The organism is Sporocytophaga sp. (assembly GCF_017745095.1).
GTDB lineage: Bacteria > Bacteroidota > Bacteroidia > Cytophagales > Cytophagaceae > Sporocytophaga.
Genome location: NZ_JAGHZZ010000003.1, coordinates 134,348 through 148,217 on the forward strand (window position 1 = coordinate 134,348; position 13,870 = coordinate 148,217).

Annotated in this window: 10 protein-coding genes; 3 read left to right on the top strand and 7 right to left on the bottom strand. The window is 35.1% G+C overall.

The window, feature by feature from the left end:
- Nucleotides 1-26: 26 nt before the first annotated feature.
- The 7 genes from J7604_RS05770 to J7604_RS05800 all read right to left on the bottom strand — a co-directional run bounded on the left by J7604_RS05770 (nucleotide 27) and on the right by J7604_RS05800 (nucleotide 8,343).
- Nucleotides 27-953, bottom strand: coding sequence for a glycosyltransferase (locus tag J7604_RS05770; protein ID WP_293892439.1), 927 nt, complete (start codon nucleotides 951-953; stop codon nucleotides 27-29).
- Nucleotides 954-1,131: 178 nt separating this feature from the next.
- Nucleotides 1,132-2,430 (bottom strand): lipopolysaccharide biosynthesis protein RfbH, encoded by a 1,299-nt coding sequence (gene rfbH / locus J7604_RS05775; protein ID WP_293892442.1) that lies wholly within the window; start codon nucleotides 2,428-2,430, stop codon nucleotides 1,132-1,134.
- 2 nt (nucleotides 2,431-2,432) lie between these two features.
- Nucleotides 2,433-3,335, bottom strand: coding sequence for an NAD(P)-dependent oxidoreductase (locus J7604_RS05780; RefSeq protein WP_293892445.1), 903 nt, complete (start codon nucleotides 3,333-3,335; stop codon nucleotides 2,433-2,435).
- Nucleotides 3,323-4,405, bottom strand: a complete 1,083-nt coding sequence (gene rfbG, locus J7604_RS05785) for a CDP-glucose 4,6-dehydratase (protein WP_293892448.1) — start codon at nucleotides 4,403-4,405, stop codon at nucleotides 3,323-3,325. Before rfbG ends, J7604_RS05780 begins: the two co-directional genes overlap by 13 nt.
- On the bottom strand, nucleotides 4,396-5,169 hold the full coding sequence (gene rfbF, locus J7604_RS05790; protein WP_293892451.1) for a glucose-1-phosphate cytidylyltransferase: 774 nt from the start codon (nucleotides 5,167-5,169) through the stop codon (nucleotides 4,396-4,398). The genes rfbG and rfbF overlap by 10 nt, the downstream gene beginning before the upstream one ends.
- Before the next feature lie 35 nt (nucleotides 5,170-5,204).
- Nucleotides 5,205-7,571: a polysaccharide biosynthesis tyrosine autokinase gene (locus J7604_RS05795; protein ID WP_293892454.1), complete on the bottom strand. Its 2,367-nt coding sequence runs from the start codon at nucleotides 7,569-7,571 to the stop codon at nucleotides 5,205-5,207.
- Nucleotide 7,572: 1 nt separating this feature from the next.
- A complete protein-coding gene (locus tag J7604_RS05800) occupies nucleotides 7,573-8,343 on the bottom strand; it encodes a polysaccharide biosynthesis/export family protein (RefSeq protein ID WP_293892457.1) in 771 nt (256 codons plus the stop codon).
- A gap of 777 nt (nucleotides 8,344-9,120) precedes the next feature.
- On the opposite strand from J7604_RS05800, the gene J7604_RS05805 reads away from it, so the two are divergent.
- The 3 genes from J7604_RS05805 to J7604_RS05815 are packed head-to-tail and all read left to right on the top strand — an operon-like array spanning nucleotide 9,121 to nucleotide 13,856.
- Nucleotides 9,121-13,020 (top strand): T9SS type A sorting domain-containing protein, encoded by a 3,900-nt coding sequence (locus J7604_RS05805; protein ID WP_293892460.1) that lies wholly within the window; start codon nucleotides 9,121-9,123, stop codon nucleotides 13,018-13,020.
- Nucleotides 13,021-13,051: 31 nt separating this feature from the next.
- Nucleotides 13,052-13,270 carry a PID-CTERM protein-sorting domain-containing protein gene (locus J7604_RS05810; RefSeq protein WP_293892463.1) on the top strand — a complete coding sequence of 73 codons (219 nt, stop codon included), beginning with the start codon at nucleotides 13,052-13,054 and terminating at the stop codon, nucleotides 13,268-13,270.
- Nucleotides 13,245-13,856 (top strand): exosortase/archaeosortase family protein, encoded by a 612-nt coding sequence (locus J7604_RS05815; protein WP_293892466.1) that lies wholly within the window; start codon nucleotides 13,245-13,247, stop codon nucleotides 13,854-13,856. The genes J7604_RS05810 and J7604_RS05815 overlap by 26 nt, the downstream gene beginning before the upstream one ends.
- Nucleotides 13,857-13,870: the final 14 nt, after the last annotated feature.

A 13,870-nucleotide genomic window follows, 5' to 3' on the forward strand; every position in this document is an offset into this window, starting at 1 on the left:
TAAATCCCTCCCTTATATACTTCGGGTTAAGATTTTACTTTTCTAAATACCTTCCGCACCACAAATGTGGGTAGTTTTAAACTAGAAAATGAAAACAATTCATTATCGGAAGCTTTTAACAATTGCCATCCGCTTGGCTTTCCTTTTAGAATGTCTTTTATACCCAGATAATATAGCATAAATCTGCAATCTCGAATTTTCTTATGAAGAATCATATCGCAAAATCCATAATTATCAGACTTTAGCAGACTTGTATAAAAATAGTACATTGCCAACAAGCTTTTATTGTTTGCAAACTCATGCGACACTTGGGTTGGATGAGACCTGTTTTGGGTTAGTATTTCATCAATTATAAATAGGTTTCCATTCAACAATAACCTAAACCATAAGTCCATATCAGACCACCAAGTAGAAGCAATATTAAACGTTCCTAAATATAAATGATCTCGTCTGAAAATGACCTGAGTGGGACATCCTATATAATTTTGAGTTTGAAGCAATTTACTAATTGCTATTTTTCCATCTTGTTTTTCCGCTCCTTTAGATGTGATATACATTTTTTCTTCATCACCGAAAGATTTGTAATGGGATGTCACAAGACTCACATCTTTATGTTCATCAAGAATTTTAACAAAGCATTCCAAAGCTCTGTTATTTAAAATATCATCAGCATTTAGAAATTTTATGTATTCGCCTTTTGCATAATACAAACATGAATTCCAATTCTGAACCATGCCTAGATTTCTTTCATTCTGATATATTTTTATATTAGGGTTGTTATTGTATTTGCTTAATTTCTCATATGTATTATCAGTCGACTTATTATCTACAATAATTATTTCAAAGTGAGTAAATGTCTGATTTAAAACTGAATTAATTGCATCTTCAATATATGATTCCATGTTATACACAGGTATCAATACTGATACTTTGGGAGTATTATCTAATGACATAAATGGTTCATATTTCAACTTTAAGATTTAAATATTTGAATTGCAGTCTTTCCATAAATTCAGTCTCTAATTTTTATGTTCGACTTGCTTAAATATTTTCAATCTGTTTAATATCGTAGCATTGCAGAAGCTCTATTAATTGGTCCAACAGATATTGAGAAGATCTTACGAAGCGACATTATTTCAAATATTGGTTTATGACAGATGCTAAATATTCATAATGTTTCTCCTCAAGACCTGGCCATACACCTAACCAAAAAGATCTGTTCATTACAATATCTGTGTTTGTCAATTCACCAACAACCCTATATTGAGTATTCGAATATGCCGGCTGTTTAATCAGATTACCAGCAAATAATAATCTTGTGCCAATTTTATTACTTTCAAGATGCCTGGTCAACGCCGTTCTGTCTATTTTACTGTTTTCCCTTACGGTTACCATAAAACCAAACCAGCTCGGATTGGAATCCGAAGTTGGCTCATGAAGGATAAATTCATTTTCAAATGGTTTTAGATAAGAATAGAGTAACTTGTAATTCTCCCTTCTTCTGGCTATAAATCTGTCTGCTTTATTCAATTGACTCAAACCAAGTGCGGCCTGCATATCTGTTGCTTTCAGATTGAATCCTATATGAGAATAAATATATTTATGATCATATCCGTCTGGCAATTCACCTAATTGATGTCCGAAACGCTTGCCGCATGTATCATCTTTACCTGGCGCACACCAGCAATCACGCCCCCAGTCTCTGAAGCTTTCTACTATCTTCTTTAATTGAGCATTGTTAACAAGCACTGCCCCGCCTTCTCCCATTGTAATATGATGCGCCGGATAAAATGACAGAGTTGACAAGTCTCCGAAAGTCCCTGTCTTTATACCTTTGTATTCTGCACCCAAAGCATCACAATCATCCTCTATCAACCATAGGTTATACTTCTTTGCAATAGCTGTTACTATCTCCAGGTTAAAGGGATTTCCCAATGTATGAGCCATCATGATTGCCTTGGTCTTGGGCGTTATAGCTTGCTCTATCAATTCTGCCTTTATATTATAAGTGGGGATGTCTATATCCAGAAATACAGGAACACAGCCAAATTGCACCATGGGATTTATTGTAGTCGGAAATCCTGCTGCTACTGTAATAACTTCATCTCCTGGCTTCAATGCTCTTTCACCTAATTTGGGAGATGTTAATGCGTAAAATGCTACCAGGTTTGCCGACGATCCGGAATTTACCAGATAAGCCCATCGTGCGCCGGTCCACTTAGCCAACGCCTTTTCAAAAGCCTCACCATACCTTCCCGTAGTAAGCCAACCATCTAGAGAGGCATCTACTGAATGTAATAAATCTTCTGCATCCAATACTTTACCTGTAACAGGAATATAGTCCTTTCCAGGCTCAATGGTTTTACAAGTGTTTTTTTCGGCTATAGCTGACAACTCAGCTTGTAATTCTGGATGAAAATTTTTATACATCTTTAATCTACTTTTAAATACTCCTTTATTCCCTCTGTTATATTAATTTTAGCATTCCAATTTAGCTGATTTCTAGCCTTTTGGGTATCTAGCATTAAAACATCCATCGATTGATCCTGTTTTTTTAATGTCCCAAAGTTAAACTTCCCGTCTACTCCTACCACTTCGCTTATTTTCAAAACTAACTGCTTTACAGTTACCACTTCTTCTCCCGCAAGATTATAAATTCCTTTCAACTTTTCACTCTCTATTAATTCCGCAATAAGATTATTCACATCTTCAATATGAATATATTGTCGTATTTGTTCGCCAGAGGTAAGAGATATTTCCTCATTTTGAAGAAGTTTATCTATTACAAAAGGTATAAGTCTGTTCTCATTTTCACCCTTACCATATACTGTAGCGAGCACTAAATGATAATAACAGAAGGGTAGCGATGTACTAGCAAAAAAACGGGTCAATATTCTTTTAGAAATACAATAGTCATTAGGAACCAGCGATTCGGCCGATATTACCTCCTCCTCACTGTAATGGTCTTTTTTAGTGTTATAACCAATTTCAAAGTAGGAGCCGAAACTGATAAACTTTCCTTTGAAGGATTTTTCTGATAGAAAATTAAGTATCCTGATTGGTTCAAAAGCGTTCACCTCATAGATAAGGTTTTTCTCATAAGTCTTACTAGATTGAACACCTGCACCTGCTGCGTAAATAATTACATCAGAATTCAATAATCCTTCATATTTAAGCGGAGCATCTGGGATTCTAAATAAATGAAAATCGCCATCAGTATACAAATTTTGGCTACCGAACAATTGGAACCTAAAATTACCTTTCTTTTTGAAGGAAGCAATAACTCTCTTTGCGAGAAATGAATTACATCCAATTATAGAAATTAATTTTTCCAATTGAAATAAGAATTGATTTGACTTTCGGTAAACTCTACTGGATTCGCTTCGAAATGTCGATACCATTCCATAGTGAACTCTATTGCTTTTTCAGCATTTAATCTGGGATACCAACCTAACTCATTAATAGCTTTGTTAATATCAAGTTTCAATAACCCAGCTTCATGAACTGCATTGGTCAATTGCAAGTGTTCAAATGTTCCCTTCCCCCATTTGGAAATAGCAATCTCTACCAACTCATGGACAGTCCGGGTATCTTCTATAAAAGGGCCAAAATTGAACGAATCCGCAAATTTTACCGGATTTTCAACCATTCGTGCACCAAGAAGCAAATATCCTGTTAATGGCTCCAGAACATGCTGCCAAGGTCTGACAGCTTTGGGGTTCCGGATCTTAATCGGATCATCCTTTTGTAAGGCCTTTACTATATCAGGTATTATTCTATCTTTTGACCAGTCTCCACCTCCGATTACATTTCCTGCCCTGGTGCTTGCTATCGATTTCTTATGAAGATGATAATCATTCGGATTAAAAAAAGATTGTCTGAATGAATTGATAACAATCTCTGCGCATGCCTTGCTTGCACTATAAGGATCATAACCTCCTAATCTGTCATTTTCCCTGTAAGGATAAACCCATTCCTTATTCTCATAAACCTTATCTGTTGTAATCAGAATAAGCTTGCATTCTTTATTCAGAGCTCTTACAGAATTAAGTAAATTCGCTGTCCCAATTGAATTTACAGCAAATGTTTCCACAGGTATCTCATAGGATAATCTGACTAAAGGTTGTGCGGCAAGATGAAAGATAAAATCCGGTTGAAAATTTAGTATCTCCTCACCAAACTTCTTCGCGTCCATAATATCTCCTATGACGGAGTCTGCGTAACTTTTTATGTTCAAAAGGTTATAAAGATCGTTGTCATGTTCAGGGTCCAAAGCATATCCTTTTATCTGCGCACCTGCCATTTTTAGTACTTGGCAAAGCCAAGCTCCTTTAAAACCAGTATGGCCAGTAACAAGGACTTTTTTATCTCTATAGGTTGACTTTAAAAGTTCTTTTAAGTCCATAGCTTCCATTTAGCGGTTCCGTTATTCCATTCATCTTCCAATTCAATCTTATCCCTCAACGTGTCCATTGGTTTCCAGTAACCTGTATGCTTAAATGCTACCATCTGACAATCTTTGGCGATTCGTTCCATAGGATCTCGCTCCCAGATTGTAGCATCATTGTCTATATAATTAATAACTTCTGGTTGACAAACAAAAAATCCACCATTAATCCATGCACCATCACCTTTAGGCTTTTCATAAAAGGAGGTTACCTCGTCGCATTCTCCCAAATTCAAAGCACCAAACCTTCCGAGGGGTTGTACAGCTGTCACTGTCAATAACCTTTTACTCTCTTTGTGAAATTCTACCAACTTCTTAATATCGACATTACCAACGCCATCTCCATAAGTCAATAGGAAAGGCTCATTATTCAGATATTTACTTGCTCTTTTAATCCTTCCTCCGGTCATGCTATTATTTCCTGTATCAGCAAGCGTTATTTTCCAGGGTTCTGCCTCTGAGGAATGAACTTCCATTTTATTTTCCACCATATTAATTGTTACATCTGATTGATGTAAAAAATAATTGGCAAAATATTCTTTGATCACATATCCTTTATATCCCAGACATATAACAAATTCATTAAATCCCTGCTGAGAATAAATTTTCATAATATGCCATAATATTGGTTTACCTCCAATTTCAACCATAGGTTTAGGCTTTAAAGAAGTCTCTTCAGACAATCGAGAACCAAGTCCCCCCGCAAGTATTACAACCTTCATTGATCTAAAAATTATGACAAACTAATTTAATAAAATCATTTTTTTATTTGAGTCCATTTGAATAGATACCTTTTCAAACTATTAATCCTTTTATATTTTGTATCCCCTTCCTCATAATACCCATAGCCGTAACCATAACCATAATCGTAACCATACCCATACTTGCCATCACTACTATAAAGATCATTAATAATAATATTCATATTATTTATTTTCCCCTCACTGACAAAGTTATTGACCTTATCCAGTAATTTTATTTCTGTATACTTGTGTCGTACGATGTATAAATTGATATCAGAATACTTCATCAGGATAAAACAATCCGATACCAGTCCTATTGGTGGTGTATCAATAATTATGTAATCGTATTTCTGTTTCAAATCCTCCATCAGTACATTTAATCGGGTTGACAGAATCAACTCTCCTGGATTAGGTGGCACTGGTCCTGCAGAAATAATATCAAGGTTATTCACTTGTGTCTTGAGTATTATTTGTTCCATTTTATGCTTACCTGCAAGGTAAGTGCTTAGTCCGTTAGAATTTTCCAACCCAAAATCTTCAAAAATTTTGGGTTTTCGTAAATCACCACCGATTAAAATCGTATTCTTTCCAGACATGGCAATAATAGAGGCAAGGTTAATTGATGTAAATGTCTTTCCTTCACCGCTAATGCTGGAGGTAATACAGATAACCTTTTTTTCTTTATCTGGAGCAAGATATTGCAAGTTAATTCTTATGGACCTAAAAGATTCCGCTATTCCTGACTTAGGACTATTTAATACAGCCAGATTTGAGAGATTATCATTATGGCCAACTATGCCTATAACAGGTATATCTGTTCGTTCTTCAATACTTTTTCTAGATTGAATCTTGTTATTAAAATAGCTCCTGAAAAATAAAAATACCAATGGTATTGATAGACCTACAAATAAAGCATTTGTGTAGATCATATTTGTCTTAGGGCCAACTTGAAAAGCATTAAAACTCCTAGCTTTTTCGACAATTCTGTTATCTGGAATATTGGAGGCTTTAGCTATTCCCGATTCTGCCTTCTTTTCAAGTAGATAATTATATAGGTGATCGTTGAGGTTAAACCGCCTTTGAATATCAACCAGTTCACGTTCATTCTTTGGAAGATTTCTGACTTCTTTTTCCAATTTTACAATTCTCTTTTCAATATCATCAAGGGAAATTCTGGAGCCATTAATGATATTTTTAACGTTTTCCAAAAGAGCTTCCTTAGAGTTTTTTATTTTGATTTCAAGAGAATTTAGAAATGGATTGTTTCCTGTCGTATTTCTTCCTAATGAAGACTTTTCCCTATTCAACTCAACAAGATTTAATGTAAGACTATTTAACAGTGGATCCTCTATACCCATAGTTGAAGGAGCTACAACGCTGCTGAGATCCTTGTTGGTACTTACATATTCAAGAACATAGTGATAATACTTATCTTTCAGCAATAATATTGCCTTTTCCGCTTCCAGCTCGTCAAGTTTGGCAAATACTGAAGTTGCCGCGGAAGATATGTCCATCACCTTATTGTTCCTCCTGAAGCTCTCCAGTTCTGTCTCAGCATTATTTAAAGAAGAAGCTATTGATGCCAATTGACTATCTATGAAATTAATAGTATTACTCGCTATCTGATTTTTTTCATCTAATCCGCTTTGAATATAGACTTCAGTAAGCTTATTCAGATAATCACACTCTCGCTGAATATTATTTCCAACCGTAGATAACTCAAGAATACTGGATTCTTTTCCTCCCGAATTAGTGATTTGCAATTTATTTCTATAAAGGATTGCCAAACTTGCCGGATCATGTAGCTTAAAGTAATAATGATCTGAGACCTGAAGATTTTCCTCTGTCTTGACAATTGTGAAAGATAAATTTTCGAGCTTTACCGGTTCTCCAAAAGAAAAGGTTTCTTTTAATTCAGCGGATTTCCCTATTGTCAATTTATAATCATTGGAAGAAATTATATTTATAAAAATTGGGATATTATAACCCTGTTTTTTAAAAGTAGTATCAATGATTACCTTGAAAGGAGTTGCCTGATATAATTCGATATCCCTTACTTGTCCCTTATGAAAATATGAAACATTAAATTCCAACTGGAGTAGTGTCTTATAAGCCATTTCATAAGAATTCAGAATCGCCATTTCATTGGCCTTCTTTTTATCCTGCCGAAACAAGTCTATCTCTTGAAATCCTGAGATCTTTTCATTTGGTTTTATAAGTATTGTAGATACAACATTGTAATAAGGTTCTGTATAATACCGGATGTATATATAAGCATAACCAAGTGACAGGAAAAGACTTAAAGCAAATAAAGGCCAATACTGGTAAGCCTTACTTAAAATTGCTTTAATATCAATTGTTTCATCTTCTCTCTTTTTCACTTTAGTTTGATTTAATAAAATTTATAATGAGAAACAATGCAGAAAGTCCTGCAAATACTGTCGTAACTAATACTAGGTTATTCCTGTCAATTTTTGCCTTCATTGGAGCAACGTAAATTACATCGTTCGGTTTCAAATAAAAATATTGAGACTTCAGGAGATCCTTATCAGTAAGATCCAGATGTACTATTTCCATTCCACTTTCTTTAGGGCGCATTAACTTAATATTTTTTCTGCTCCCATACTCAGATAGATCACCAGCCATCCCTAACGCCTCCAACAGAGTAAAACGTTCATTGTACATGTAATGCATTCCCGGATTTCTCACCTCTCCAAGCACTGTTACTCTGTAACTTAACAACTTAACAACGACAGTTGCATCCGAAACTTGTTCTCTTACAATTTTTTCAATATTACTTTGAATCTCTGATAATATCTGGTCTTTAACTCTCACTTTCCCAATTATTGGAATATTCACAAATCCGGAATCACTTACTAAGTAGCCATTTAAATATATGCTACCCGGAGTTACAGTTTGACTTGGGGTCTGTTGAATATTATAAAAAGAAGTCACTCTTGTATCAGGACTGACAATACTAATATGCAAAATATCCCGTGGTTGGATTTTATAAACAAACTGCTCCTGCTCAATAAACATTGAATCATTTTGCTTACCTTGAAAATAAACGACTTTTTTTTGCGGAACACAGGAAAAAATGGAGATGGCTAAAAGAAAAAGATATATAAATCTTAAATAAAATTTCTTATTCATTTTTACAATTCTAAACTTAGATATTTTCGAACTCGAAAGGCAAACTACGTTCTGACAAATGAAAGGTTCTTCAGCAGTGTAAATTTTTCCTTTGATTTTATGACAATAACTGCAAATATATATAAAAAGACTTTATCGCCTAAACTTAATTTTGTTATAATTTTGAATAAGGATCTGAGACAAAACAGTCTTCATAAAGTGAATTACCATCATGAAGCGGATACATTTTTTCCGTAATTATAACTTTCACATAATTAAAATATTACACAGTGATGATTTAATTTTTTCGGAAATCATTTCCAATTAAAGGTCAACCCAAATTGAATAATTATCTAACATCTACGAAGAGGTATAAAAAAATGAAATATACCAATTCCTCGTCTAAACAAGTTTTATGACCGGAGAATTTAATATCCTGCGCTTTCCGAATAATAAAAGTTACTTCAACCTATACAATTATATTTCCGTATACCTGTCAACTGCATAAATCTTAAAAAAAGACAAAAAAATCAGCAATAAATTCACACCTTAACTCTCATTACAGAGAATCTCTTTGCCTGATAAGTAAAACAATTTCCGAAGTCATCGATTGTATAATGATTTTGGTCTAAACTGCATAGAAAAATCATAAAACTATTCGTATATTTCCTTGAAAATTACTGCCCATCAAAAGGGATATTTTTCAGGGAATTGGCTTCTAACTCATTAAAAAAATAGACCATCATATAATTAACTAAAATCTATTCAGTTCTTTTGTACAGAAAATAAATCATAATTATGAAAAAAATTTTTACACTTTTGGTAATAATCTTCCTACTGTATGCTGGGCCGGGGTGGGCAACAGTGTATTATTCCAAAGCTACTCTAGGATTTGTAGGTTTAACCTCCAGTTGGGCTGATGGATCAGGAATTTCTCCTGCAAATTTTTCTAATCCTGCAGATGAGTTTCATATAAAAGGAACTCATATAATGAGAGCAAACAATATCTGGACTGTAGCAGGAAAAGTTGTTATTGAAACTGGAGGAACATTTAATGCGGCGACCTATGATCATGATATCACTATAGATATGTGGGCAAACGCAAAATATAACATAACGGTCCCAGAATTTGATATTTATACATATGACAATTTGAAATTTGGGACTTTGGATAACTCAAGTACTATCAGGATAACCCTTTCAGGTGCAGGAGATGGAGCTATAGTTTTAAGAAGTCTCACCTATCCCACACTTACTTTAGCAGGAGCTGGGTTTGCAATCATCGATTCTGATATCCAAACTAATAAAGATTTTAATATCGAAGGAGCAGTAAACACTTATTTAACCAGCTCTCTAATTATTAACCAAAATCTTTCTGTAAAAGGTGGGATTTTAAATATAGATAATCCTGCATCTATATCAATTGGAGGAAATTTAAATGTTATTGGAGGGGAACTAACTGGAAATACGGCTGGAGGAGGAGCAACAACAATCAATATTACTGGAGATTTAATTATTTCATCTGGTATTCTTAGTGGTTCTTTCTCTGATGATGCTTTAGGTAATTCTATTTTTAATATTGGAGGCAATTTTAATATGACAGGGGGAACTTTCAATGGTGTTGGAGGGAACTCAAATTCAATCTTTAATATAACAGGAAGCTTTTTATATCAAGGGGGAACATATAATGGAAAAAGTGGGGTTGGAACTGGTTTAACGACTCTTTCATTAAATGGCACTGGAGATATTTCGAGTCTAACGATGACCAATAGAAACCAAAAAGTTAACATTGCTGGAAGTTATGGACTACAAACTGACTTTACTGTGGGAAATGTATTAACACTTTCTTCTGGAAATTTGAGCTTAAATGGTCATACTTTAACCCTGAATAATGCACTTACAATAACCGGAGGTACTCTTACTGGAGACAATAGTGCGGGAATGACTTTTGGCCCAGCCTCAGTTGGAGCAAGTCTTCCAGCTGTAACACTTGGGACATTAACGATAAACAGAAGTGGACAAACAATTTCACAAGCTGGAAATGTGACTGTCGCTAACACATTGAGCTTATCCACCGGAACCCTTTCAATTGGGGCAAACACACTTACCTTAGCAGGTTTAATCAGTGGCACTGGGGCAATAACCGGAGGAATTAGTTCAAACTTAGTTTTGAATGGATCGGGTTCATTAACCTTACCTTCCATCATATTGCAAAACCTTACAATCAACAGAGGAACATCAGATATTGTAACGCTTTCAGGAAATGTCACTGTTAATAATTCTCTAAACCTTACCAAAGGGCAATTAGATAATTCTAGCTTTTTATTATTACTGGCTAATAATGCTACAATTTCTAAGGACCTTGGAGAACTTGTAGCAATACCAACCTTTGGAACCAAAGTAAATTTGATCTACGTTGGAAATGTAGCTGTAAATACCGGTTTTGAACTCCCTACAGATCAGGTAACCTTAAATAATTTAACTGTTTCTAAAACCGGAGCTACGGGGTTAACTCTTAATACAGATGTTACTGTTAACGGAAGCCTAACAATTGCAGCTTCTTCAAAATTGAACGGAGGTTCTCAGGTATTAACAGTAAAAGGTAATTGGATTAACAATGGGACATTCACTCCTTCGACAGGTACTGTGGAATTTGCTGGTTCTACAGCTTTGTCTGGTACGGTAGTAAATACAACCTTTAATAACCTTTCATTAGCATCCGGAGCATCTTTAACTGTACCTGTTGGCTCCATAACTTCTATTACTGGAGATTTTACGGTATCACCAACAGCTTCCTTCAATCATAATAACGCTACAATTGCATACACTGGGACTGCGACACAAAACATAGCAGGTATAAACTATTATAACTTAAGTAGCTCGAATACCGGTGGCAGAGTTTTAAACGGCACGATTGGAGTAGCTAATACCTTTACTCCTGGCACCAATGTCTATATAACAACCGGAAGTACCGTTAACTATAATGGGACCAACCAAACAATCAGCACATTTACCTATAATAATCTTAGTCTGTCTAACAGCGGCACCAAAACTCCTGCCGGTATTAGTTTAACTACTAATGATTTGACACTAGCAGGTTCTGCTGTATTGGATGGCAATGCTAAAACCATCAATGTAGCCGGTAACTGGATAAGCTATGGAGCAACAGCATTCTCTGAAACCGGCAGCAAAGTTGTATTCAATGGATCTGCACCACAATCAATTACAACTGCAGGAGGAGAAATATTTAATGATCTTACTATAAATATGACCATCTCTTCTACTGTTTCTTTAAATTCTTTAGTTACAGTAAACGGAATACTTGCACTTACAAACGGTACCCTGGCATCTGCAGGAAAACTGACAGTTAACCTAAACTCTGGAAGTGTTGCGTATGCACCTACTGATGCCGGAATTGTTACCGGCAACATTAAGATCTCAAAATCAATAAATTCAACAAAAACTCATTACCTTGCATGCCCACTTACAGGTACTACAGCTAACGATTTTGCGGACAACACTCCAGTAACTGATCCATCTAAACCTGGCGGTACGAGATTGTTTGAATATATAAATGGTTCTTGGTCTCAAATCACAGATATGAACACAGGGTTGGCTCCGTTTAAGGCGTACTCATTATACTTTACAGCTCCAACTACACTTGATTTCACAGGCAATTACGAACATGGATTTAATCCATCCGAAATTACGTTTCCTAATTCGACTTCTGAATTCAGAATGGTTGGTAACCCATTCCCTTCTACAATTGACTGGTCAAAGGCTGGATGGACAAAAAATAACATCAATAATGCTATCTACTACTGGGATGCTGCGACTAGCAAATATGCTACTTATGTTAATAATTCAGGGACCAACGGTGGAACTCCATATATTCCGGCTTTGCAGGGGTTCTTTGTTACAACAAGCGGCTTAGGTGGTACTGCAAGTTTATCGATGAATAATAATGTAAGAACATCAACTCAGAATCCTTCCTTGTGGAGAACTTCGATTGAAAATCAGCCTGTATTAAATTTAACTGCTCAAAATGGAACTTATTCTGATGAAACTGTTTTAAAATTTACTGAAGACGCCTCTGATTTATTTGACGGCAATCTTGATGCACTGAAATTAAAAAATGCTGGTGATAACCCAAATTTATCAACCTTGACCAATGGAAAAAGCTACTCAATCAATAGTCTACCTTTAAATTACATTGATTCTACTATCCCTCTTAAACTTGAAGCTCCAGTAACAGGAAACTATGTAATTGCTGCGAATCAATTCTCAGGTTTTGATACAACAGACATCATTCTTATAGACAAATTGTTAAACATTTCATATGATTTAAAGTCTTCAAATGGCTACTCTGCTGCAATCACAAAAGGAGATACAACATCTAGATTTTATATAAAATTCAGGAAATCAGACGTTGTTACTGGAATAAGTGACCAAGTTGAAGGAAAGGTAGCAGTAAATGCTAATGGAAAAACAGTAAATGTATATTTTTCAAATATTGAAGAAAAAGAAGCATCAATTGTATTCCTTAACATTATAGGTCAGGAAGTAGATAGGGCAGAGAATGTGAATATTTCACAAGGTCTTTACACAAAGAACCTAAATGTATCGACTGGAGTCTACATTGTAAAGGTAAAAGCCGGAGCTAAAGTATATACAGAAAAAGTTTACATAAACAACTAAGAATCAATTGATAATTTTTATCTTTGATATAATGAAAAGAACAATAAAATTTCTGACACTAATCACGTTGTTTACAACTAGTATAGTGTTTTCAGCAAGTGCTCAGGATGAACCTCCTTGCCCTCCAGGAGGCTGTGATGACGAAGACCCTATCGACATCCCTTTCGATGGCGGAGCCAGCTTACTGCTTGCTGCCGGTCTAGGGATAGGTGGAAAGAAAATCTATGACGGTTTTAAAAACAGAAAATAAGAAATATTCTACCCCATATGAGAAAGTTCCTCAATGGGGTAGAATTCCTTTATTTATTTTTTTTACCCTCCTAATTTTCTTCTCTTTAAAATATACTTTCTATGCCTATGTGGGTCTGTTAGATCCTAAAGGTGAATATTCATTGCCTTTCCTGGAAAAATTCAGCCTTATTCAAGGTATCCTTAATCTTTTAGTTTATCCCTCTGGATTTTTCTTAAATCTTCTGGGCTATGATACAATCCTGACCTATAACTCAGTAAAAATCGCAGGATCCGGGGCTGTTAGAATTGCCTTTCCATGCATGGGGATTGAAATCATGCTTTCCCTCATAGCTTTGATTCTTGCTTACCCAGGAAAAAACAAGAAGATTTATCTCTTCGCCGGAGTAACAGGAGTTCATACTATCAACATCATACGGGTTACAGGTTTAGCTCTGTTAAGACACTTGGATACAAAGGTGAAATTCCCAGGTCATGATGTATTTAATTTCATTTGCTACTCTTTCATTATAATAATTTTTTATTGGTGGGTAAAAAATCACTCTACAGATTTGTTGTATTCCCCAAAAAGGAAGCAACAGCAATAATCTAAAAGCCATAC